This window comes from Mycoplasma sp. 4404, from assembly GCF_034863325.1.
GTDB lineage: Bacteria > Bacillota_I > Bacilli_A > Mycoplasmatales > Metamycoplasmataceae > Mycoplasmopsis.
Genome location: NZ_JAYFFE010000001.1, coordinates 408,750 through 435,120 on the forward strand (window position 1 = coordinate 408,750; position 26,371 = coordinate 435,120).

Annotated in this window: 14 protein-coding genes; 1 reads left to right on the plus strand and 13 read right to left on the minus strand. The window is 29.1% G+C overall.

Going from position 1 to position 26,371, the window contains the following annotated elements; translation table 4 throughout:
- Positions 1–44: 44 nt before the first annotated feature.
- Genes VBN07_RS01495 through mip form a run of 9 tightly spaced genes read right to left on the minus strand, consistent with a single transcriptional unit; the run spans position 45 to position 12,875 of the window.
- Positions 45–1,403: an MSC_0618 family F1-like ATPase beta subunit gene (locus VBN07_RS01495; protein ID WP_323177554.1), complete on the minus strand. Its 1,359-nt coding sequence runs from the start codon at positions 1,401–1,403 to the stop codon at positions 45–47.
- Positions 1,403–2,950, minus strand: a complete 1,548-nt coding sequence (locus tag VBN07_RS01500; RefSeq protein WP_323177555.1) for an MSC_0619 family F1-like ATPase alpha subunit — start codon at positions 2,948–2,950, stop codon at positions 1,403–1,405. Before VBN07_RS01500 ends, VBN07_RS01495 begins: the two co-directional genes overlap by 1 nt.
- Positions 2,951–2,959: 9 nt before the next feature.
- Complete coding sequence (locus tag VBN07_RS01505; RefSeq protein WP_323177557.1) at positions 2,960–4,918, minus strand: MSC_0620 family F1-like ATPase-associated subunit; 1,959 nt, start codon at positions 4,916–4,918, stop codon at positions 2,960–2,962.
- Positions 4,909–5,367 (minus strand): MSC_0621 family F1-like ATPase epsilon subunit, encoded by a 459-nt coding sequence (locus tag VBN07_RS01510; protein ID WP_323177558.1) that lies wholly within the window; start codon positions 5,365–5,367, stop codon positions 4,909–4,911. Before VBN07_RS01510 ends, VBN07_RS01505 begins: the two co-directional genes overlap by 10 nt.
- On the minus strand, positions 5,367–6,251 hold the full coding sequence (locus tag VBN07_RS01515) for an MSC_0622 family F1-like ATPase gamma subunit (protein ID WP_323177559.1): 885 nt from the start codon (positions 6,249–6,251) through the stop codon (positions 5,367–5,369). The genes VBN07_RS01510 and VBN07_RS01515 overlap by 1 nt, the downstream gene beginning before the upstream one ends.
- Positions 6,241–6,723, minus strand: coding sequence for an MSC_0623 family F1-like ATPase-associated protein (locus VBN07_RS01520; RefSeq protein WP_323177560.1), 483 nt, complete (start codon positions 6,721–6,723; stop codon positions 6,241–6,243). Before VBN07_RS01520 ends, VBN07_RS01515 begins: the two co-directional genes overlap by 11 nt.
- 21 nt (positions 6,724–6,744) lie before the next feature.
- Entirely contained in the window at positions 6,745–8,229 is a 1,485-nt protein-coding gene (locus tag VBN07_RS01525) for an MSC_0624 family F1-like ATPase-associated membrane protein (protein ID WP_323177561.1), read from the minus strand.
- Positions 8,207–10,519 carry a putative immunoglobulin-blocking virulence protein gene (locus tag VBN07_RS01530; protein WP_323177562.1) on the minus strand — a complete coding sequence of 771 codons (2,313 nt, stop codon included), beginning with the start codon at positions 10,517–10,519 and terminating at the stop codon, positions 8,207–8,209. The genes VBN07_RS01525 and VBN07_RS01530 overlap by 23 nt, the downstream gene beginning before the upstream one ends.
- A 19-nt stretch (positions 10,520–10,538) precedes the next feature.
- Positions 10,539–12,875, minus strand: coding sequence for an Ig-specific serine endopeptidase MIP (gene mip / locus VBN07_RS01535; RefSeq protein WP_323177563.1), 2,337 nt, complete (start codon positions 12,873–12,875; stop codon positions 10,539–10,541).
- Positions 12,876–13,214: 339 nt separating this feature from the next.
- On the opposite strand from mip, the gene VBN07_RS01540 reads away from it, so the two are divergent.
- Positions 13,215–14,045: an MAGa7180 family putative nuclease gene (locus tag VBN07_RS01540; RefSeq protein WP_323177564.1), complete on the plus strand. Its 831-nt coding sequence runs from the start codon at positions 13,215–13,217 to the stop codon at positions 14,043–14,045.
- 129 nt (positions 14,046–14,174) lie between these two features.
- On the opposite strand, the gene VBN07_RS01545 is transcribed toward VBN07_RS01540, so the two are convergent.
- From VBN07_RS01545 to VBN07_RS01560, 4 genes are all read right to left on the minus strand, one after another.
- Positions 14,175–21,995, minus strand: a complete 7,821-nt coding sequence (locus VBN07_RS01545; RefSeq protein WP_323177565.1) for a hypothetical protein — start codon at positions 21,993–21,995, stop codon at positions 14,175–14,177.
- A gap of 424 nt (positions 21,996–22,419) precedes the next feature.
- Positions 22,420–22,632, minus strand: a complete 213-nt coding sequence (locus VBN07_RS01550) for a hypothetical protein (protein ID WP_323177566.1) — start codon at positions 22,630–22,632, stop codon at positions 22,420–22,422.
- A gap of 57 nt (positions 22,633–22,689) precedes the next feature.
- Positions 22,690–24,798 (minus strand): C1 family peptidase, encoded by a 2,109-nt coding sequence (locus VBN07_RS01555; RefSeq protein ID WP_323177567.1) that lies wholly within the window; start codon positions 24,796–24,798, stop codon positions 22,690–22,692.
- Positions 24,799–25,250: 452 nt separating this feature from the next.
- Positions 25,251–26,354, minus strand: coding sequence for a variable surface lipoprotein (locus tag VBN07_RS01560; RefSeq protein WP_323177568.1), 1,104 nt, complete (start codon positions 26,352–26,354; stop codon positions 25,251–25,253).
- Positions 26,355–26,371 lie beyond the last annotated feature (17 nt).

The window sequence follows — 26,371 nt, forward strand, 5'->3', positions numbered from 1 at the left end:
TGAAATCAACAAAAAAGCAAGCTAAAAGTAGCTTGCAAATTTGATTATTTTTTAAGGTCGTTTACTGAACCAATGTAAGCGAATTTTTCTGGATTTACATCAATAAATTCACCATTAATAATTCTAACAACTGAATCTACAGTTTGATCTAAAGGTACAAAAACCCCTTTTCTTAATGTGAAATGTTCAGTCATAAAGAAGTTTTGTGAGAAGAAGTTTTGTAACTGTAATGCTTTTTTAACGATTGTTTTTGATTCGTCATCTAACTCATCAAATCCTAAAATAAGCATAACATCTTCAATTTCCTTATATCTTTGTAAGATGTATTTTGTGTCTAAAATAGCTTGATAGTGTTTTGAACCAATAATTTCAGGATTTACGTTGTTTGATGAAGAAACCAACGGATCAAAAGCAGGGAAAATGTTTTTAGCACTAATTTCACGTGAAAGCACAAGTGAAGAGTTTAAGTGGTTAAATACAGCGACAGCTGATGGGTCAGATAAATCATCCATTGGTAAGAAGACTGTTTGAAATGATGTAATTGAACCATTTTCATTTGTATAAAGTCTTTCTTCAGCTTGTGAAATTTCAGTGTTTAAAGTTGCTTGATATCCTCCAATTGATGGTTTTTTATCAAGAGATGCAGCAACTTCATTTCCAGCTTGTAAGAAACGGAAAATGTTGTCAATGAATAATAAAACGTTTTCTTTATTGTTGTCTCTTAAGTATTCAGCAGCAGTAATTCCAACTGGTACAATACTCATTCTTGAACCTGGGTTTTCATTCATTCTTGAAATGTACATTGTTGAGTTTTGCATTAAGTTAGATTCAGTTAAATCATTGTATAACTCAATAGCTTCTCTTGAACGTTCTCCTGAACCAATGAAGATAGCTGATGTATTAGTTTTTTGTTTTGATAGGTTGAAAATAATTTCCTTCATTAAAACAGTTTTACCAACTCCAGCTCCACCAAAGATACCGATTTTATCTCCATCTAAAATAGGAACGAAAAAGTCGATAGCTTTAATACCTGTTGTTAAAAGCTGTGCTCTTTTTTCGTAGTTTGTATTTGTTACAATTGTTGAATCCATTTCAACTGTTTTTGTAACTTTTGTTTGAGGTGAGCTTAAGTTATTTCCAAGCACATCGTAAATGTGTCCTTTTGCTTCATTTCCAACAGGAACCATAAATGAATGGTTTAATTTTTCAATCTTATCATTGATTGACAAGTTATCTTTTAAGTCTACGATAACTGCTAATAAAGTATTTTCATTAAGAATTCTTTTAACTAATAAATATGAACCATTATCACTTTTAAGAAGCGAATTAATAGCTGGTAACTTTTCATTTTTGAATTGAATTTCAATTACGTCACTTCATAATTTTGTTATTTTAGCGCTCATTATTTACTTCCTTTTAATTCATTTTTAATTTTGTTGTGAATTTGTTCCATTAGTTTTTCATCAGTAGTTAAGAATTCTTTAGCAGTAGGTAATTGTCATTGTAGATTGAATTTATTTGAATATTTGTTAAGTAAGAATGCAAAGTAGTTTTTAACTAATTCAGGATCTTTAGTTGTATCGTTAATTAAATCTTCAACAACTTTCTTGCAAGTTGCATTAGATTTTTCGTATTCAATAATGAATTTGATTGCTTGATTAATTTGTGAATCAGATAAGTTATTTAATAAGTTTCATTGAATGATACGTGAAATTAAGTAAATGTCTTTTTCATCGTATGATGAAACACCTTTTTGATTAAACATTTTTTCAATTTGGATCCCTCCTAACATAAGTGAATTAATGTCATCATTAAGGTCGTATTTAACAGCAAGTAGTTTAGCTTGTTTTTTGAATGATCTGTATAACTTACCAACAATTTTTGCGCTTTGGTTCATTAATTTGTTTTGAACTCCACCACCAATACGTGAAACTGATAAGTTAACATCGATAGCTGGATATTTGTTAAGTGCAAATAATTCTGAGTTTGTAACAATTTGACCATCTGTAATTGAAATAACGTTTGATGCAATTAAAGATGTAATGTCGTTATCAACTGTTTGAATAATTGGAAGAGCAGTAATTGATTTTCTATTATGGAATTTACCACTTCTTTCAAGTAATCTAGCGTGTGCATAGAACATATCACCAGGGAATGCTTCTTTACCAACTGGTTTGTTGATTAATAAAGCAATTTCTCTAAAAATGTTTGCATGTTTTGTTAAGTCATCAAACACAATTAAAACATCATCTTCATAAGATACATTCTCAGCGTGAGCCATAGCAATATATGGAGCTAAATATTGTTCATATGGTTTATCACTGCTTGCAGTTAAGATGATTGTGTATTCATCAGCACCATGTTCTTTAAGTAAATTGTAAACATTTGCAATTTCGCTTTGTTTTTGTCCAATTGCAACATAAATACATTTAACATTTTTATCTTTTTGGTTAATGATTGTGTTTAAAGCAATAAATGTTTTACCAGTTTTTCTATCACCAATAATAAGTTCTCTTTGTCCTTTTCCAACAGGAATAAGCAAGTCAATTACTGAGTAACCTGTTTTTAATTGCTCATCAAGAGGCATATAAGACATTAAGTTGTTATTAACATTAAAGATTTCTGAAGTTTGCTCATAGAATTCAAATTTTTCTTTAGTAACTTCAGGGAATAAAATGTCACCGTTAATGTCAACGATTTTTCCGAAGTAGTTTTTTGCAGTTTTAACTTTTGTATCAACTTTAGCTCTAATTACTTCTGTACCAATTTTATATTCTTCAGGATTTTGTTTAATTAAACAAAAAGCACGATCTTCTGTTCCTGAAATCACCATCAATAAAGCATCTTTGTTATCTTTTAAATGGTAAATTTCATTTTGTTTGTAATTTGTTTGGCCACTTATTTCAACAACATAGTCATAAATGGCTGATATGTATAATTTATTTTCCATGTTCTTCCTTTACTTTAAATTAGCTTTCTTTTTGTTTAAAGTGCTAATGATTATTGTTCCAATTAATAAAAGTGTAATAAGTGTACCGATTGTAATTAAAACAATGTTTGTGTTTTTTGTTGATTGTAAATTTTCTTTAAGAATCAATTCATTGTAAGCTTTTTGGTATTGTGCTCTGATGTTTTCACTTTCATTAGTGATGTCTTTATTTCGAGTTACGATACCTAAATTAATGAATTGTTTTTGAACTTGTTCTAACTTTACGTTGAAAGTTTGAAATTGTTGATTTTTAAATGTGCTTACTTGTTCAATTCTGTCTAAGTCTAAAATTAAGTCTCTTAAAGTTGATAGCGCTTCGTTAACATCGCTAAATGTGAAATTAAAAGAATTTAAGTTAGCTTCAATAACTGATTTAATTTCAGGTACTGAAATTTGTTTTGAAAACTCGCTATATAAGTCTTTATATGCAGTTGTCAATAAATTAAAGTAGGTTCTTCCTTTAATTGTTTGTGCGTGAATAGAGTTAGTGAATGCATCTTTTGAGTCTTCTGATAATGATAAGTTGATTAAATCACCTTTATCATTTTTAAAAGTTACATCCTTGTAGTATTCAACTGCATCATTTATGATGTTTGAGAATTGTTGATTGTTAATAATTTTTACTGCAACAAAGATTTGGTCAAAGACAATTTCTTGAAGTCTTCTATTTCCAAGTTTTTCAAAAACTAAATCTTTGGTAATTCCAAGTGCATCATAGTAACCTAACATCGAAGATTCGATTGCATTATTTACAACTTGCATTGATTGAGCATATTGTGCATCTGAATATCTAGTCACTTCACGTTCATAAGATGTTTGTTTCTCATCTGATGTATTTGTTAAAGTAATTGATGCAATTAACTTACCACCTTCTTCTCTTAAGCCTGTAACGTTGTATTTAAGTAATTTTAATAATGGATTAAAGAAGAAAACTGCTTCATTATTGAATTTAGCATTTTGTGAATTTACTAAACTAATTAATTCTGCATTTGAAGTGTTGATGTAGTCACCTGTAAGTATTGGAGAAAGTCTAGGAACGTTTTCTTCAGCAACTGAAACTACAATTGGGTCTTCTTCAATTTTTTCTTCAGGCAAGATTGGAAGAGTTGGTTCTTCAACTTCATTGAATTCTTTGTTTTTCTCAATGTCGAATTTCATAGTTCTCTTATTAAGAACTGATAAGAAATAAGCATCCCAAGTTTCAAAACCTTTAGGTACATTTAAATCTAATTTTGCATTGTCATCTAAGACTTTGAAAACTTCTTCATCTTTTGCATATTTTGGAAAGTCTTCTTTTTCTAAAAGAATATCTCTTCAAGATGAAGATAGCGATTCAATATAGCTATTTATTTGGTTTAAAATCGCACTTTGAGTAAGTTGATTATTAATTACTTTTGCGTCTTCAGGAATGGCAACTTTTCCTTCTGTGTCTATAGCACTTACTTTTTCATAGTTATCTGGTGTAGCTTCACCAATCATAACTGGTCCAAAATCATTTTTAAAGTAAGTAATATCTCCTAATTTGTAAGTTTCATTTGTGAGTAAATTAGGGAAAATGATGTTAAATCCATTTTCAATTGGATTTGAAACTATTTGATCTTTTTGAGCCTTTAAATAATTTACAAACTTTTTATAGTAAGTAATTCTTTTTAAATGTTCAATATTTGGTTCTGCTAAATTTTGCTTTTCATAATCTGCTACTTCTAATTCAAGCTTTTTAATATACTCTTCAAGAACTAATGGTAATTTTTCACTGAAAATGTTTTTTTGCATTTCTTTTGTTTCAGGAAAATTGGCAACAGGTTCTTTTTCTGTTTCAGTTGTATCGCTTGCTGTTTCGTTTTCAGTTGTAGTTGCTGAAATAACCAAAAGCGGTAATACTAATGAAGAAGAAATAGCTCCTAATTTAAGTCATCTTCTTATTTTCATAAATCCTCGTTTTCAAATAATGAAAAGTAAATTTGAGCTTTAAGCTTGAATGCTTTTCTTTTTAGTTTTTCTAATCTGTTGATTAAATCAATGTCATTAGAAGCATATAAAGCAAATTTTGTTTTTAGCAGTTCTTTTTTAATTTCTTTGTATTTTTTATTTAATGAATGTAATTGGGTTTTATTTTTGTCATCTTGGGCAAAAGTATCAAATGAATTATTGTAGAAAAGGACAATTTGATTTTCATTACTTTGGACAAATAATGAATCAAATATTAAAAAGTATTCTTTTGAATTTGTTTTAAGTGAGCATAAAACTTTTTTGTGACTTGAGATTGTATTTTTCTCAACTTTTTGTCAACTATCTTTTAACTGATGATTGATTTTTAATTCAGAAATCTTAAGATGTCTTTTAACATTTTTAGCTGATACTAAAGTTAAATCGATCATTAGTTACCCTTTCTGATTTCGTGTAATAAGTCTTTTTTCTTGCTAAGCATTGAGATTTGTTCAATTTCTTTTTCTCTTTTAACTTTTAAGAATTGTCTTTTTTGGAATTTAATTTTTTCTTCTAAATCATTAAGAGTACTATTTTGAGCAACTAACTTATATTTTTCATAAATCAAAGCTGACTCAGTTAAAAGTGAAGAAATAGCAAAGTTTAAGTAAGACTCAGTTTCTGAATCGATAAACTCATTTAAATCTTGTGAGATTTTATGAGTGTTGATATTTGAGTTCAATAATTGACTGTTTTGATGGTGTTTAAGTGTGAAATTATTCATATTTACAGGAAGAAGTTGAATATGTTTTTCTTTAATCTTTGTTGAGTTAATTACAAAGTTTAAGTTTGCATAATCATTAATTTTGAAGTTGTTAATAATGATTTTTGGAAGTAGTTCATTTAAGTAATCAACTTCATTTTTCTCGAAGCTAAATAAGATATTAAATCCGTTGTCACTAGCAAACTTAATTGCTTTTTGACCGATAGCAATAATACTATCGTTAGATTTATTGATAGCTTGGAGCAAGTACTTTTCATGTTTTTGATATGAGTTAGTACTATATTTTTCTTCTTCTGTAATGTAAATTCAAAGTGTTTTTAATCCACCTAAAGTAAGCAAGTCACTTTTTTTATTAAGAGCAAAATCATTGATTGAATATTTATTAATAATTTGCTCAATTATGAATTTTGAATAGTTAGCTCTATCTAAACAGTAACCAATTTGTTTAGATAGTCTAAGTAAGTTAACTAAAGTAATATTTTTCTTTGATTCAACGATTTTATAAATCTTTTTAAGAGAATTATATTTTGATTCAATGGTTTTACTGTTCATTAATGATTCCAGGACCTATAAATAATTTATAAACATTGTTTTCTTTTAATAAAAGAACACTCGGTATAAATTCGATAATGTAATTCTCTTCAATTAGTTTATTTATGTATCCATTAAAGTCTGAGTTCAATTGTGAAACAGAGCTTCTAAGTATTGTATCTGATACAGAAACATTTTGTTTTTGTTCAGTTTTAGGAATTTGATCATATAAACTAAATTTTGAATCAATAGTTCAGGTGATAACAAATTTATCTAATAAAAGATTATTTTTTCTGCTAATTCATTTTTGAATACTATCTGTTAAAGGCTTTAAATCTTTTTCAGTTAAGTTGTATTCAATTAAAAATGAATTTCAGAAACTTTCATTTGAAACATAAGTCGGTTTGCTTTTAAATCTTTCAAAGTCAGCAAATAATTTTGATTGATAAACTTTTGCTTTTTCTAAGTATGCTAAAAGCTCTTTATTTTTCATTTTATTTTTCTTAAACATAAATTATTTACCTCTCTTTGTAAAGTGTTTTCTTTTTTCATAAAACAAAGCAAATATCTTGATAAATCCAGTATATGCTATAGATGAAAGTGCAAATAGAATATAAAGCATAATTGTGACTAGTGTAAAAATTGTCACTATATCTCAATTCTTTGTAAGCACTAATAATGCTCAGTTATCATTACTTAATGTAGCGTGTAAGGAAATGCTAAACACTAATGAAATTGTTAGAGAAACTAACATAGCTAAAAGCATTGCATTTTCTAAATTATTTAATTTATTAGCTTTATTGTATTTAACTAATCCAAAGTTAATTACAAATAAAACAAAGAATAACAAGTTAATAATTAATCTGTGAAAGTAGTTTAATTGAGTGTTTGCAACTAATAAAACAAATAATGAAACTAACTCTAAAATTACAAATGCTGTTTTGTTTGTTAATAATTGATTTTTGAATTTTGTAAATCTACTTGCAATTACAAGTCCATTTAAGATTACAACTAACGCAATGAACACAGCAAATAAAGCAACTTTTATGGTTGTATCTTCGCTAATATCGATTGGTTTGTAAGCATATTTTGCAAGTGTGTAAATCGCAAAGAACATTACAGGTAAGATGAATGTAAGAATTAATTTTGTAAGTGATGCAAATAAGCTGTTTCTATAAACCACACTTGATAAGTTAGAAATGTTTGAGTAAACTTTTAAACTTAGAAGTAAGATAAGTGCAAAAACTAATCCAAAAATAGATAAGTTTTTGTAAAGTGCATTTTCACTGAAAATTCTAGTTAGTTTATTAATGTAAACGTTGTTCACAAAAATACCAACAATTCTTTGTGTTTCAATGCTTCCATCTTTTGATTTTGAAACTTGAACGTTATTAACCATTAAAACAAGCATTGTTAATCCAATTCCGAGTAAAACGTATTTGGTTATAGTATAGCTTCAATCTAAAACTAATTTCTTGATGTTAATTGAAAAACTTCTTGATTTTTTAACTTGTGTATATACATCAAAAGTTAAATCAATAACTAAAAGTGGTATAAGTAAAAATGAGTTATAAATTAATCATTTTGAAGAAGTATCTTTTGTAGTAGTTATAAAAGTAAAAGTATAAAATCCAAATGTAATAAGTGCATAAGTAATGTATGCAACATATCAGTAGATGTAACTTGAAAACTTCAAGTTATTTTTGTTTATGACAAAATAACTTTTAGTCATAGCGATAATAATTAGCAATGATAATAAAGTTAAGTTGAATAAAACAAAGAAGTTAATACTTGAGTTTATTTTGAAACTTCTATCAAACAGAATCGAATAATCAATTCCTGTTTGATCGCCTTTGTTAATAAAGTAATTGAAAACAATTCCGATTGAGCTTATTAACAAGAATGAAAGTACAAGTGAAATTAATTTAAGAACATTTTCTTTACTTCAGTTTAACTGTAATAAATTGGTTTTACTATTAACTGAATGAGATTTCTGCATCGCCACCTCCACTTGGATCAAAGTTAGCTGATTTAACTACTGCTGTTTTACCAAATTTAGTAAATGCTTGTGAGCGATTTAATCTGTCAGCCATTGTTTGGTTATCTACGTAAATTGTTCTAAATACATTCTTACCTGATTCAATTAATCCGTATAATTCTGGACCTCAGTTATCGTCTAAGTCACGTGCATTACCTTGAATGTATAATGTGTTAACTTCTACAGGACTAACAAAATGTAATTTAGGTCTTTCAGGCCCTTTGATAAGCATTGCAGATCATTGTTGAGCTGCTAACGTGTCAGCATTAACTGTGAATGTATTTGTGTTATTGTAAAGAGTTAAGTTTTTGAATACTCTATTGTGGAAACGCATTCCTTCAAGACTTCTGATGTTTTTGTTTAATGAGAAATCAAGTCAAGTAGGTCAAGAACCATCTCCGAATTCTCCTTGGAAAATTCTTTCATTGTATCTATCTTTGAAAGCAATATCAAGACCTTCGTTAATTTCTGCTAATGTATCATCTTTATCAAATCTAAGTCTGTTAAATACAATTGAACCTGGCATATTCGTGTTATCTTGCATAGCTGCAAATGTGTAGTCAAATGTAATATTTTTTACACCACGTAATGCAATAGGGTCAATTCCTCAATCTTTACTTAATAAGTCATTTGAACTGTAAAGATCTAATTCTTGGATTCTCTTATCTTTAAGTGCAATAAGTGAAGTTGTATCTTTACCTTCAAAGAATAAAGTTAATTTTTGAATTGATTCAGGAAGTTGTCTTAAAATGTGTCTAAATTCTTGACGTTTGTCTTTAAGACCCATATTTTTAATTACAAGTACATCAATTTGTTTGTTAGCTTTTTTAACTTTATCTAAAAAGCTTAAGAATGAATTGTAACCTTTTGTGTTAGCTGCATCAAGAATTGCCATAACTTTGTTTGTTTTGACTTTTTCTTTTGCAATAGCACTTTCTGGTTTGTATTCATAAATTTCAATCCCTTTATCAGCACCTGCTCCATATCTTGAATATTCAGAAGTTTTATTTTGTTTAGAGAACCCTTCATATTCAAAGTTTCTAATTTGTTTTGAATTTCTGTGATATTGTGATTCGTAAGCAAAATATGAATTTTTATGTCTTGCTATGTATTCATTACGAACAACATTATCTTCTAAGTTAACATGTGCAAAGCTACCAAATCCTGTGTCACCTCAATGGAAACCTGGGACCATACCTTTGTTAAGGTAACTTTCAAGTTCTCTATTTATAGTTTCAAGCGATATCTTAAATGCGTATGCTTGTTGAGGATCTTTAAGTAATTTAAAAAGATATGAGAAATCTGCGTTATCTCCATAATTAGTTTGAGGATTGTTATTAGCAATCTTAATGATACTCTTGTTTAAAAGCTCTTTATCAGCTTCTGTTAAATCATTTGGATTTTTGTCAAATATGCTTTTAATAACAGAAAGATTTTCTCTAATTTCTCTTTTCATTTCCTCTTTGACTTTTGTAACTTTGTCAATAGGTTTAGGTTTCATTGTTGCAAAATCTAAATCTTTTGCAGCTTCTGGGTTAGCGTAACCTTCGATTGCATTTGAAGGTTCTGTAGACGGATCTGGCTCAGGTTCAGGTTCCGGTTCTGGTTCTGGAGGAGTCACTATAATTGGTTGTTCAATAATAGGATCTGTAGGTTGCTCAGGTTCTGGTTCTGGATTTTTAGGTTGTTCTGTATAAACGCCATCATCTGCTTTATCAGGATCTTCTGGTTCAGGTTCCTTTGGTTGCTCTGGCTTTGGAGCAGGATTTGGGTCAGGTTGTGGATCAGGCGCAGGTGTTGGGGTTACAGGTTCTGGATTAGTTGGTTCTGGATCAGGTGCAGGAGTAGGATCAATAGGTTCAGGTTCTACTGGATCTGAGTTTGCTGGTTCAGGGTCAGGTACTGGTTGTTCTGGATCTGGCTCTGGATTAACAGGTTGCTCTGGTTCAGTAACAGGATTTGTTGTTTCTGGTTCTACTGGTTTTGGATTTTCAACAGCTGGTTTTTCTGGTTCGATTTTGACTTTAATTTTTAAGTTATTATCTTTGTTTGAAGAATTTTTATCACTATACAAAACATCATTTTCATTGATGACTGTAGCGATTCCACGTGACTGAGTAATAACTCCTAAGTCTTTTGTTTTTGGTTTAGCATTATCACTAATTGTTTTAGCTGCAACAACACCTACAACAGCTAGCGCAGAAACGGCACCAATATTGATTATTAATTTTTTTCTTTTAGCTTTAATCATAATTAATACCTTTCTTTAATTATTTGTTGAATTTGTATTCTTCAGGAATTAAATTTGCCCCTTGTTTGAATAAGTAAGTTTGAATGTTTGGATATAACTCTTGTAATGCTTCACGGTATGATGATCTTTGATTTTCTCCCCCACCGTAAATTAAGTCATATTGTTCTAATTTATATTTACCATAGAAACCATCGTAAGTTTCACCTTCAGATCTGAATGCTTGAGTTAAGGCAGTTAATGACACACCTGTGGAGTCAGCTGTTGCATAGTTGATTCCAACAATTTCATTATCAATTGTTCTAACTGATGAACCTGATGCACCAAATAAAGGTTGTCAAGCTCCTATTGAGTAACCTAATCCGTAGCTTAAGTATCTATCTCCTGTGTAAGTTGAAGCAGAATCTCTAATTACACCAAATTTGTAACCTTCGTTTTTTCTTGAATTAATTAATGGAGAAACGATTGTGATGTCAAATACACCAGGCATATCAATGAAATTTCTTACGCTTAGTGATTTGTTTCATCCACTTCCGTATTCTTTTGTGAATACTTTTTTATCAACTTGTTGACCTTCTGCAACATAGACAGGTTTGTTAGTTCAAATACTTTGACTAAATCCTGAGTCAATAATTGCAACTTCAGATGGTTCTAACATCTTACGGATAAATAAGTGGTCAGTTTTAGCATCTGGAAATGCAACTGAAATTAAGTTGATTTTTGATTTTGGAATACTTGCAGTTTTATCATTTGTTAATCTAACATTAGGTATCATTGTTTTTTCATCTTGTTGATATGTAGCTTTTAAGCTCTTTGTAGCAAACTTGAATTTTTCATTTTCATTTCAGTTTGCAAAATTGCTTGTAGCTAATTTAGCTAATTCGGCAGCCGAACTAACTGATTTCCGTTCACCAAATGTGTCTTGTGGATCTCCAATAATTTTGTTATATTCATATGTATTATCTGAATTACTAAAATCAAATTCAAGAACAGCAAAATCAGCTGCTTCTTCCAATTCAGATAATGGTGAGTTTGGGTCTACGTAATCTCTTGGACTAGTTTTTAAAAAGTCAAGACCAGCATAAACTAGTTTAACTTGTGATGGTTTGAAACTAAATACATCAACTGTTGGTTGAAGTTCATTAACTCTTAATCATTGGTCAATTGGAGTTTCATCGTTAAAGTGGAATAACTGGATATTTACAGTCTCACCTATTACACCTTGTTTAAGTCAGTTTTTAGCTTCATTATATTTTGCTAATCATTTTGGACTTCATTCTTCAACTTCAATTCTTTTGGCTTCTGCATATAAAGGTGGTAAGTCATTTTCTCTAACTGCTAGAGCTTGTTTTTCATATCTATCAGCTTCTGCTTGATTACCTGCAGATAAAGCTATATATTTTTTATCTTCATATGACTTGATTTCATCGTCTTTAGCTTTAATTTTTGCATTAACTTCTTCCATTAATTTGTTGTATTCTGCGTCAGCATCTTTAACCACCTTTGTGTATTTATTGTAGCTATCTGCTTCTGCTTGTAAATCATTAATGTGTTTGAATCTTGATTGACTTGATGCATTTGCAGTTGATGCAGCAAATGCTTGAATAACGTGAATATTTGTCCCGATATATCATTTTGTTGGATATCCATTTTCATCAAGTTTGTAATCTAAAATTCAAGCAGAACCATTGTACATTCTGTTTTGTTCTATTAATGGGTTAGTGTTACTAAGTTTGATTGCATAAGATTGAAGAGCAGTTTTCTTGTACATTTCATTAGCTAAATATCTAGGTAACCCTCTGTTTAAAGGAACTGAATCTCAGTAAGCTGCTTTTGTGTCATCTCTTAATGGGTTTAATGATAAAGTTCCATCAGCATTTACAACAGAGAAGTTTCTAACAACAGCACTTTCAAATGAAGGTTGACCTGCCGCTTGAGCTTTTCGATCATATTCTTCAATTTGCTCTGGTGTTAATTTTAAGTTAGCAGCTAATTTTGATGAATAATCACCACGGTAATCTTTAAGTGCTTTTACATACCCTTGTAAATCAAGAACATTTTTTTCTGATTCTGAAAGCTTTTTATATGCTGCAGGATCGGTTTTGTAGAGCTCAGGCATACCTGGAATATTTAATCCAACACCTGGATTTGTAGGTCTTGTAGGAATTTCAGGTTCTACAATAACTTTAGGACCCTCATTACCACCGCTATCTTTTGGTCTTTCAGGATCCTCATTTTTAGGATTTGATGGATTTTCAGGTTGTGGTTTTGTTTGTCCACAAGAAATACCTAAAGATGAAATTGAAACGATTGATCCAAATGTTCCAAGCAACATTAATTTAAGTTTATTTTTTTTCATAATTTACTCCATTTTTGTTTAGCATCACTTGAAATTAAAACTAATTTTAAATCCAAAAATAAATATATAACCAATATATATATATATATATATATATATTGATGCTAACATCAAATTATAACACTTTACAATTTAATTGATTAATAAATTTATTATTTTTATGTAAATTATTCAGATATTTATAATTTATAACTTAATAATAACACATTTGAAATTCATTTATGAATTTAAAGTATATTTTTTAGACCGATTTGGACTTGTTTTATAGAAAACAAAAATTTATTAAAGAACTTATAAAATAACTTGATTTTAAGTAAAAAAATAATTTAAAATAAGAATATGGCTAGACAATATTACAACAAAAGAGATTATGAGATTGATTGAGAGAATAGTGTTATTGTTTTAAAAGATCATATGATTAAGCAACTTAAATCTGATAATAAGTTTTTAAAATACAAAAAAATCGGAGGAAGCACCGTTTCTGAGATTTTAATTAAAGATGCATTTAAGAACGAATTTAATGCATTTTGTCACATTGCGCACTTAAAATTACCAGTGTTATCGCAAAAATACATTAATGCAGGAACTATTTTAGAACCTAAAATATTTGATTTCTTAAGAAAGATGCATCCTAATGTACTGATTGAAAACTTTGTTGCTGCTGATTATGAATATAACTATTTCAAAGACAAAGATGATGTTATTATGGGAGTTCCTGATGGATACATTCCTTCAACAAATATGATTCTTGAAATTAAAACAGCACAAGATAAAAAATATGAACTTTGAGGTGACAAGGATGTTGACCCTTCATATAGAAAACAAGCGCAACTTTATTCATATTTAAAAGGTGCTAGTCATTATTCAATTATTGCTTTATTTTTAAGAGATGATTTGGGAGATTATTTAAACCCTGAAAATGTGGATATTAATCAAAGAAGGATGAAATCTTACACATTCCCAGTTAATAGAGCAGATGTTGAAGATGATATTAAAAAAGTTAAACAATGATACTATCATTACACAAATACAAATAAATCCCCTAAATTTGATCCCTTAATTAACAAAGATCAACTTGAATACTTACAATGTGAAACATTTGAAGAATGAGAAAAACTTTTAAACAAATGAAAACAAGAAGGTAAAGCAGATTTTAATGTAAAAGCTTAGCAAAAACTTATTAACCAGATAATGGTTAATATTTTTTTACACCTTTGTCAAGGTGTTTTAGTATTTTTGACTAATAAAAAAACAAAAAACTCACACCGCTTAAAATGTAAGTTTAATGTTTATGAATTTCTATTTTCTTCTAAAAATTCTCTTGAATAAAAATCCTAAACCTGTAGCAATTCCAACGATTGGTGGAACTATTACTCCATAAATTCAACCAGGAGCACCTTGTTTTTTACCTTCTTCAACTTTTGTAGGTTCTTCAGGTTTATTATCAACAGGTTTTAATGATTCATTTAATTTTTGAGCTTTTTCTAATACTTCTTTAACTTTTTGAACAGTTACTTGTCCATTAGCTTCAGAAACAAATTGTTGTTTTTGCTCACTTGTTAAGTTGCTTAACTTATTAATTTCTGCATTTACATCTGTTTTAGATGTAGCTAAATTAGCATCACCATTTAATGATTTTTTAGCTTCCACGACAGCATTAATTTTTTCGTTTAAGTCTTGCATACTATTTTTAAAGTTTAATTTATTACTTAATTCACTAGTTTTTGCTAATGCATTATCTAATGCTGCTTTTTTAGCTACATCAGCTTCTGTATAGTTAGGTGTAGATTTAACTTTTTGTGTCTCATTAAACACCTCTAATGCATTATTAACATCTGTTGCATTTGCAAGAATGTTTTCAACAACAACAACTGATTCTTGTGAATTCACTGATTCTTTAGCTTTTGTTTTTTGTTTATCTGTCAAGTTAGTTAAATTATCTATAGCATCATTAGCTTTAGCTTTTGCTGCTGATAATTTTATGTCACCATCTAGACTATTAAGGGTATCTCTTAATGCGTCTAATTTCTCATTAAGATTTTCAACTGATGTACTAAGGTCATCTTTAGTTTTAAGTTCTTGTAAAGCATCAAATGCATTTGTGAATGCAACTTGTTTTTCCTGTGAAGCTTGTGTATATTGAGATTTATTTTTTACATCTTCAGCATTCTTAACAACATCAAGTGCGCTGTTAATTGCTTTAGCATTATTTTTAATGTCATCAATCTTAGAAACTTCATTTAAGTTGTTTACTTCGTTTTTCGCAGTGTCTTTTTGAGTATCTGATAAGTTTGAAGCAGCTTCGATAGCAGCAAGCGCTTCTTCTTTAGCTGTTTTTAATCTATCAGCACCATCAAGAGCATCGTGAGTTAATTTTAATGTATCTAACTTGTTATCTAAGTTAGCATATGATTCTTCAAAGTCAAGCATTGTTGTTAAATCGTTTAAAGTAGTAACTGCATCATCGAATGCGCCTTGGTTTGAAGCTTGTGTGTATTTGATTTCTGATTCAACTTCTCTAGCAGATTCCACTTTAGCAATTGCTGCATCAATGCTTGATGCATTTGAAACCACTTTATCAATTCTTGTCTTATCTGATTTAGCTTTCACTAATTCAATAGCTTTTTTCTTTTGAGCTTCTGATAAATTAGGTAATGAGTTAATTTTAGCTATAGCATCTTCTTTTTGAACTTCAAGTAATTTTTCTTCAACTTTAGCAATTGATGTTTTAGCTTCAATTTCATTTTTAGCAGCATCTTTTTGAACTGGTGTTAAGTTTTCAAGTGCTTCGATAGCTTCTTTAGCTTTTGCTTTAGCATCAGCTAATCCATCTTTGCCATTCAATAAACCTTTAGTTTCAGATACAACTTGTAATTTAGCATCTAACTCTGCAAACGGAGTTTCAAAGTCTGTGTAGCTTGATAATCCATCTAATGCAGTTACAGCATTATCAAAGTTTGTTTTAACATCATCTGATGCTTGTTTGTATTGAACTTCTTCTTTTACTGCAACTTCGTCATTAAGTGTTTTAATTCCACTATTGACTTTTTCTGCATTAGCTGCAATCGTATCGATTTGTTCTTTAGTTGTTTTTGAATTAATTAGAGCTTTAGCAGCTGTTTTTTGTTCGTCTGATAAGTTTGTTAATTGATCAATTTTATTTTTAGCATCTTGTTTTTGAGCTTCTAATAATTTGTCAGCGACATTAGTGATAGTTGTTTGTTTTTCAACTTCAGCTTTAGCATCTCTCTTCTCATCATCTGATAAGTTAGGTAATGCATCAATAGCAGCTTTAGTAGTAGCTTTTGCAGTATCTAAGTTTTGCTGACCATCAAGTGAACTAATTGCGTTTTTAAGTTCTTCTGTTTTGTTTGTGATTTGATCAATTTGACTTGTTCTAAAATCCATAATAGATTCAACACCTTCTAAGTTATCAAATGCTGTTTGAGCAGCTTGTTTTTTACCTGAATTAGCTTCTGTAAATTGTAGTTTTGATTTAACATCATTAAATCTTTGAATTTGTTCAATAGCAGCATCAACATTCGTTGCGTTTGTTACAATGTCTTTTGCTCCTTGAACTGTTGTAGCAGTATCGATTTGACCATTTGCTTTTCTAATTTGGTCAGGACTTAAGTGTGTTAATTCAGTTAATTTAGCTTTAGCACCAGCTTGTGCTTTTTCTAAGTTGGTTTGACCATCAAGAGCATCAATAGCATTATTAAGAGAATTTGTGTCCTCTACAATATTTGCAATCGATTGGCTAAAGTCAGTTGTTCCTTTGATTGCATCAATCTTTGCTTTTGCAGCATCAAATTCTGTTTTTTTATCTGTAGGTGTTATTGATGCCTCTGTGTAGTTAGGTTTTATTTCTTCTGCGTTTGCATTTTCAAGAGCTTGTAAAGCATTATTAAGTTCTTTAGCACGTTCAACAATAGCGTTAACTTTTTCAATTGTGTCAATAGCTTCTGAATCAATTAAATTGTTAGCAGCTTCTTTTTGTGAATCATTTGATAATTTATTTAATGCTTCAATAACTTCTTTAGCTTCTGCTTTAGCATCAGCTAATTTTGTGTCACCATCAAGTGCATCAATAGCATTTTTAAGTGCTTCTTTCTTAGCGACAATATCAACAACATATGGACTTGTGAAGTTCTCATATGTTTTTGTATCTTCTAATGGTGTAAGTGCATTATTTGCGGCTTCTTGTAAGCTTTCTTCTGCTTGTGTGTATTTAGGTTTTGGATCTTCTTTAAGTTTGTTTAATGTATAGACTTGTTCAATTGTAGCATCAACATTTGTAACGTTGGCAATAATGTTTTCAACACCTTTAACTGTTGTAGCAGCATTGATTAATCTTTCAGCAGCAGTAACTTGGTTAGCACTTAAGTGTGTTAAAGTAAGTAATTTAGCTTTAGCATCTGATTTAGCTGTATCTAAATTTGTTCTTCCATCTAAATGTTTAATTGCATTTTTAAGAGTATTAATTTTATTGTCAATATCTTGAATAGCAACAGTGTTGAAATCTAAAACATCTTGTACGCCATTAAGTGCAATAACTGCATTGGTTAAATCATTTAATTTTTCTTCGCTTGCTTCTCTAAACTCAATTGTGTCTTCAGCTTTTTTAGCTAATTTTAATTGTTCAATAGCTTTATCGATATTTGTTACATTTGTAATAACAGTTTCAACTTGTTTTGATGTCGCTGCTTGATCAATTTGATTGAAAGCATTAATGAATTGGTCATCTGATATATAGATTAAATCACCTAATTTTTGTTTCGCTAATTCTTTAGCATCATCTAAGTTTTTTACTCCATCAAGTGCTCTATCAGCATTTGATAATCTATTACCAATAGAATCTAAATTAACATAATCTTTTGTAAACTCCATTGCATTTTCATAAACTTCAGCATCTTTTTTAGCTTCATTAAATTCTTTTTGAGCACCTTCTGATGCAGATGAATATCTGATTGTCCTAATTGATTTATTTGCAACTTTTAAAGCTCCTAAAACAAAATCAATATCTTCAGCATTATATGCAATTTTTTGTACCATATCTGGTTCTGTAGCTAATTTAACTTGCTCTTTGGCTTTTAATTTTTGTTCTGTACCTAAATTCTCTAAATCATCAATCGCTGTTATTGCACGTTTTTTTATTTCAATAAGCTTGCTGTCACCGTTTAATCGTGTTTCTGCATCTGACAATGTAACTAGTTTGTTATCTAAATAAGAATCAACATTATTAAAGTTATCTACTGTTCTTAAGTTTTCTAATGCACTAATAGCATTATCAAATGCTCTTTGTCTATCTATATCAGAAAGTTTGTAATTTGATGTTTCTTTAACTTCGATTGCTTTGTCCAATTTATCAATTGCACCATTAATTTTAGTTACATAGTCTTTTAATAAGTTAACATCTGCAACTGTAGTTTTAACATCAATTTGATTTTTAGCTACTTGCTTTTGTGTGTTTGATAATTTTTCTAATCTATCAATTTGTTCTTTTGCAGATAATTTTGCATCTAACAATTCTTTATTTGCTACTCCATCTAATCTAGCTTCTTCTGATGATAAGAAACTTGATAATGAGTTTAAGTTAGCAATTGGATTTGTAAAATCATTTACATTGATTGCATTAACTATTTCATCATATGCGCTGTTGTAAGAATTTTTAATCTCTTCAGTTGCATAACCGTAGTTAATTGATTGTTTAACTTCATTTGCGTGATTGATTGATTGCTTCAATGATGGGATTACATTATTTAATTCAGAAGCATTTGAAACAACTGCACTAGCATTTTGATAATTAAATGCATCTTTATTAATCTCATTAGTCAATAAACTTCTTTGTGCGTTTGATAAGTTAGTTAATGAAGCAACCTTATTTGTTAAATCTTGTTTTTGAGCTTTAACAAATTTAGATCTTACATCTGCTGATGAATTTTGATTTTGAACTTCAGAAATTAAACCATTTTTCTCTTGATCATTTAAGTTTTGTAAACTCTTAATTTGAGTGATTGTTTGTGTCTTAAGATCATTTAAGTTTTTTACTCCATCAAGTGAATTAATAGCATCGTTCATATTTGATACTAAAGTATCAATATTTGGAAGTTTATTAGCAAAACTTGTGTATGCAGCAAGTGGTTTTATAAAGTTATTTAATGATTTAATAAGTGCATCTTGTTTTCATGATGTCGCCTCTTTATAAGCGATAGTTTCTTTTGCATTTTTTGCTTGCTTAGTAACTGCTACAGCTGTGTTTAATGCAGAAGCATTTTCTTTTAATGTATTTACACTTGCGATAGTTTTTGCATTATCAATTTCTTGTTTAGCTTTTTTAGCTAAATATGCAAGTAAGTTACTCATATTTTCTATTTCAGATTTAGCCGTATTCTTAGCTAAAACTAATTTAGAAGCACCATTTAGATTTCTTTGTGCACTTATTAATGCTTCAGAATTTTCACTTAAGTTATTTGATAAGTTTTCAAAATCTGAATAAGTTTTAACACTTGATAATGTATCTAAAGCAGTATTAAATTTAGTTTGTAAATCATCATCTGCTTCAATGTAGTTTTGTGTTTGTTTTTCAGAAGCTATATTATTAACTAAGTTAATAGCTTCATTTACTTTAGAAACATTGTTTTGGATTCCATCAACTGACTCAAGTGTTGTGCAATTTTCAACTAGTTTAGTAGCTTTTGTTTTTTGTTCTTTTGATAAAGCTGAATTTTCAATTACTGCATTGGCAGCATTTTTAGCTTTTGTTAATCTATCAACTCCATCAAGGGCATTTGTTTTTGCGACTAAGTTATCTGTTAATTCTTTAAGTCCAGGAATCGGTTCTGAAAAGTCAATATTTCTATCAAATCCTGTTAAAGCATCTTTAGCTTTAATAAATTCATCTTGAAGACTTGGTGTAGCTTGTAAATAATCAACTTGTTTTATTTTATTTGCAGCAGTTTGTAATGCAGTGTATGCCGCTTCAGCTTGAAGAGTGTCCTCTAAAATCTTATTAACTTCAGCTATTTCTTGACATTGATCGATAAGAGCAATAGCGTTTTGTTGTTTATCTTCAGGTAAGTATTCTGAATTATGAATTCTTTCAATTCCATCTGATTTTGCTAAACCTAAATTATGTAAACCATTTAAGTCATTTTTAGCTTTTTTTAATTTATCTAATAAAACTGAATAACTTACTGGTGGAATTGTAAATTCTTCTGAAGATAAAGTGCTTTCAACTTCATCCAATACATTTGTAAATGCATCTTTAAATTCTTTATCAGCTTCTGTAAAATCAGGTTTGTATTTAAATTTTTTAGCTTCATTAAATTTGTAAATAAGTTGGTTTAAATCCTGAGCATTCTTCATAATTCTGTCGATTTCATCATTATCTGAAGATGCGCGCATTTGATCTTTAGCAGCTGCTTTTTGTTCATCTGATAAGTATTCTAAATTATCAATTGTATTATCTCTTAATTCAGGAACTAAATTGATTTCGTAAGTTGTATCAACTCAGAAGTCTCTTGTGTAAGGGACTTCTGACATATTTTGCATTTTGTATGTGAAGTGCTTACGTAGTGGGTGATTAGGTATTTGAGGTTTTTCATATGATTGATTTTCAACATTGACCGTAAATGTTCTTCTATTTACTTCTCTTCCAGTATTGTCCTTAAATACGTAAGTTACAGTATGATCTATTGGAGTGATTGGAATTTGGTAATTAATATTTGTATTGTGGTTAGCGTCTCTATTTAATGGGAATTTTGAAGCTATTTCTTGTGCGCTATCAACTAAACGATAGTGCTCTGGGACCATATTCTTAATTCTTTTGTAGAAACGTTCAATGTTTTGTTCCATTATTCTTTTTGGGCCTCATACATTTGAAGGTGTTCTATTTGAGAATAATTGAACGTTATATCAGAATTTTGAAACTATTAATTGATCTAGAATAGGTTGTGCTGCAATACCTTTAAATAAACTTCTACCACCTGAAGTAAAGTATTTTGATACATATTCATCTTTAAAGAAGTTAGTATCAGAGTGAGAACCTTCTCCAACATAAATTGTGCTTGGGAAGTGGCCAGGAACTTTTTTTAATGGATCATTATTTGTTCCATAATGTTGTGCTCAACCTTCTTTAATTAATCTGTCACTGATAGCCCCATAATAAGCACTTGAAATTTTTGGAGCATTAAATCCATATGCTTTAACAAAATTGTCAATACTTCTATTTTCTTGATTTCCTTTTGATCAAATAAGTGCATACTCTGAAAGATGGCCTCCTAATGAGTGGCCAGTAGAATAAATTTCTGAAACAGGTTTTTGACTTATTGTTGCTAAAGAAATTCACACATTCTCTGCTTGACCTGGTTTTTTTCATAATAAAGCTAAATCATCATCGTAATCATTTCCACCATTAGTACCTGCAATTGCTAAAACACTAATAGTGTCGTTTTCTAAGAACGGAAAATCAGATTGGTTAATTAATCAAGATGCTTGATATCCATTACTTTCATCTCAAGACTCAAACCTTTTTCAATAACGGGCCATATTTTTGTGAACTGTTTCAAAAATTTTGTCGTGCTCATCTCGCTTATTTTCTGGAACTTCACCTAAAAAATATGCTTTATTTTCTTCTCATAAATCACGATTTGTATCATCAAACTCAATATCTAAGAAAGCTTTACTACGGTAAGATAAGTTACTGAAAATTAAAGCATCACGAGGTGAAAAATCTCATTTAAGTTTATGAGCATCATTATTATCAGCAATTCCATCTCCATCTGTATCTTTTAAGAATGGGTGAGAATTGTATCCAAAATAAGTCTTACCATCTTTTACAAATGTGTAGACCTCATCTTTATTTAAAATACCATCACCATCTTCATCGCCATTAGGATTTAAAACCGGACGATCCAACATAAGTGAATCATAATAACCATCTAACATTGTTATTTCAGCATTTTTTATTTTTCTCGCTGTTTCCTCTGTCAATTTAACACGTTCTGTTCTTTCAGGAGCTTGTAAATTAGCTGCAATACCTGTTGAAATTGCAATCGATGGAATAATGATTAAAAGCGCTGATTTTAAACCAATAATTAACTTTTTATTTTTGTTCATAAACCACCTCTTCTTAATAAATAAATTGATGCTTAAATAAGACAAAACTTCTTTTTGTCTTTACAAATCTAATTATAGTTTAATTATTTACTTTTGGATTATATAATTGCAAATTAATCTGCATAATACCTTAATTTTTCACAAATGTGAAAAATATATTCTTCTGATATGAGAAATGAATTAGTAATAGAATGAAGTTAAGTAAATAATATTTTAAAGTTATTTGCTTAGAAGTCAATAAGATACACAACATCAAAAATTCTCAATCGAAAATGTTTCATTATATAAAATTAGTTTTCTTATTTTATAATTGGCATCATCTTTGTTGTAACAGTTAATTTAATTAATTCAACATTGGACAACTAAGATAGAACATTTGTCGCAAGATTTGTTATGTGCTACACGCTCACTATTGGTTATAGTATTATATTGATAGTTTCATTAGTTTGATTGTTGAATTTTCTTGGATTTCTTCGACTTTGTTCATCCTGTCAATTAATCTATTTTCTGTAAATTTATCTTTTCTAGATAATCCAGTTAAATCATTAGTTTTGAAAACTAAAAATTTAAGTAAAACTAAACTTAAGAAACAAAGACATATATAACATTCGATATGTCAATAGGTTGATAAATACATCGGTCTAATTGCTAATAAACTTTTTAACCTTCTGTAAAAGCATAAAAAAGAGTTAAATTATTTTTTAACTCTTTTTTTCATTAATTTAACAATAAAGAAAGTTGCTATACCAAAAGTTATAATTCCAGTTGTAACACCTAAAATACTTCATAAAATAACATGTGTTTTATTAGTTTTAGATTTTTCAGATTCTATTGAAACATCTTCTAATTCTTTTTTATTATCAAAATTATTCTTTTCTATAGTTGAACTTTCATTAGTAGTTGGATTTTCATTTATTACATCTTTATTTTCAGTTGCAGAATCTTCTGTTGTAGGTTTGTTATTATTTTGAGACGCTGAATCTGTTCCTGTTTCAGAGCTTGAATTAGTTTCATCTTCTGATGAACTTTCATCAGTTATATTTTTATTTTTAGTAGTATCTTCAGCTTCTGGCGAACTATTGTCTTCAACATTAGATACATCAGATTCTTTTGAAATCGGATTATTTTCTTCTGAACTTGAATCTGTTTCAGATTCATCAGTTTTTGGAGAACTTGTTTCTTCTTCTCTTGAAATCTCACTATCTGATGACTCTTCTATATTAGTACCTGTATCTGTTTCTACTTCACCTTCAGAGCTTTCTGATTCACTTTCACCGTCATTGCTTCTAGGTGGATTATTTTCCGTATCTGATTCACTAGGATTATTATTTGTATTAGTTTTAGAAATGTCATCTAATTCTTTATTTTCTTCATCAACTGCTGTGACTTTATTTAATTCATTAATTGGCACTTCAAGAGTATGAGCCTTAATTCCAAATACAACAAAACTTTTTTTGCTATTTACTCATTGATTATTATGTTTATAAAAACTCAAAATATCTCTAGTTTCATAGCTTGCCACCAAATCAACGTTTTTTTCACCTTTATTAGTTACATCAACAATGATTGAAAAATATTGATCTTTGTTTAAAATAATTTCTTCTTTTAAATCAATCGTATAAAATCCTTTATCACCAGAATTTGGAATTTGTACTTCTTGAGTTAATCTTAGTTCACCGTCTTCAGGATCAGACATTGAAGAATTTTTAACATAAATTTTGATTTCAGCAGTAATGTTTGAACCTTTAAGCGCAAAATTAATTGACTTTAATTTTTCTACAATTTCATCATTTGCTTTTTTAACTGGAAAAATATTTGCCATTGTTCTTTCGTTAGTGTCCAAAGTTGCAAATAAAGAAAATGAATTTTTTGTATCATAATAGTAAGTATTTTGATATGCATTATTATTTTCTACTTCAACTGCCATTACTTCATGAATTAAATCTAATGAATCGTATGAAAGCATAAAGTAGCCCTGAGCATGCATTTTTTTAGTTCCTCAACTATTTTTAATAATAAAACCACCTTTTTGTTTCGGTGTTTCAGGTCCAAAATTAGATGCATAATAATCATCATCTCAGCCTACAATAACTGAAGCATGATTTCTGACATGTCTTTCTTCAGGTGATTTAGTTATAATAATTGAATTTGGTTCGTTGTATCAAACCGTGTCAGGATGAAAATTCATTTCATTAAAAGCATAAGCAACTCCCACAGAACCGTATTTGGCAATCGCTAATTTAATATCATCAACAGTATGATTAATTTTTACAGCTTTTTTAATTTTGGCAATTGTAGGGTTATCAAAATTAGGAAACTCAGTTTGATTAGTTTGAGCAATTGGGGATGTATTTCTCATCAAACCATTAAATGCGTGAGATAAATAATTTCCTGTGCCTAAAATTCCCTTTCATTCTTTAGCATCGGGATTTAAATTTAACTTATCTGCTTTATGATTTCAACTATTACTTATGTAATCAATTGCATGTTCATCAATATCCAAAGAATTTTTAGTGTAATTGCCTATATTATTTTTTAAAATATTGGTTTCTAAAATTGAAGCAATTGTATATGCTCAACAAAGACCTTCATGACCTTGATTCTTAACGTCAGTAACTAAATTGTATTTTCTTGCATCAAAAAAAGGCATTCTTGCAATTTCTTCTGCACTTTTAGTTTGAAAAAGTTCTAATTTTGGTGCGTCAGAATCAGCTGATGTGCTTGTGCTTATCACACTAAAAGGTATCAATAAACTTGGGCTAACTAGTAAACTAGTTAATATTTTTTTATTTTTTAATTTCATATATTTATTTTAAATAAAAATTAATATTTTTATAAAGTATTTTAATGAAAGTCAAATTTTCCAAACAAATATTGCTTATTTTATAAGGTTTTAATCGTTAATTTAAGATATTCAAAAAAATATTTTGCTACTTTTTTAGCTATATAAGTCATAAAAAATGCTAATTTTTATAAAAAAACTCTTTAAAAATCAACTTTTTAAGAATTTAATAAACTAAAGAATATAAAAACCAGAGATCATTATTTTTAATTATCCCTGGTTAGCCCTGTTTCCCACTTTGTAGCATAAATTAGAAAACATGGGAAAAAGAATACAAAACTTTATTATTTGTTCCATTTCTAATTTTCAAATATATTTAATCACACATAACTTAAGTGCATTGAATAAACTTCAATGTGCTTTTTTGTAATAAAAAAGTAGCATAAGCTACTTAATTTTGACTTTTAAACTTACTACACAGCGTTTTTCATTTGCTCTGCTTTAGGTAAGATAGCATAATATGAATATTTGTGTGCTGGATCTTGGAACAATTTAACTTTTGAATCATCCTTTGTACCCTCTAACTCAATTAAGTACTCTTCATAAATGTTACCTGTGATAATTAATTTATCAATGATTAACATTAATTTACTAATTGAATATCTAGTAGGTGCATAAGCTGCATCGTGGTTGAAGAATTCATAAACTTTCTTACCATCTGATTTGACAATTAATCTAAAGAAAGTGTCTAGAACCTTTTGTCTAAGTTTAATCATTTTTTGATATGTTTGGAAATCACTTACAGAAAATTCAATATTATTAGGTAATTCCGGTGCATCCGCTTTGTAGTTTTTAATTGGATATGTTCTTTTTCCATCAACTAGTGGTCCTAATGTATGAACTTCATATGTGTTTTCTTCAAATTGTTTAGCTGTATCAACTATTGTGTAAGAAACTTCTTGACTTTCAGGAAGTGTGAATCATTTACCAAATCTTGTAGCTGCATCTGTATACATAGCTGGTTTAGGATCTTTTTGAACCTCTTGACCAGCTAATGCATTTTTAGCATCATTGTAAGCCGCTTTAAGTCCCTCAACATCAAAGTTTAATGCAGTTCCATTATTTGAAAAATCTAAGTAATTTACAACATTATTAACATTATTGTAAGCAGTATCGAACGCATCTTTTCTAGCTTGCTGTTCATCATTTGCATATTTGTAGCTAGCTTTAACATCTGAATAATCTGCAACAGCTTCTTTTAAACTTGAAACTAATTCATTTAAGTAATTAGCATTTGTTTGAATGTTTTTAAGTTGTTCTTGGTTTTCTGATGCTTGGATTAATTCTTTAATCTTAGTTCTTTGCTCCTCTGTTAAGTTTGAATATGATGATTCAACTTGAGAAATAGCAATTGCTTTGCTTTGCTCGAATGTAATTTCAGGATTTGGATTTGTTTTATTATTTCCCGGATTCGGTTGTGGGTTGTTTGTATTATTGCAAGAAAGAGCAACGATTGGTAATGACATTGAAACTAATGAAAGACTACCAAATAAAATTCTTTTATTAATTTTTTTCATATAGCCTCCTTTCTATT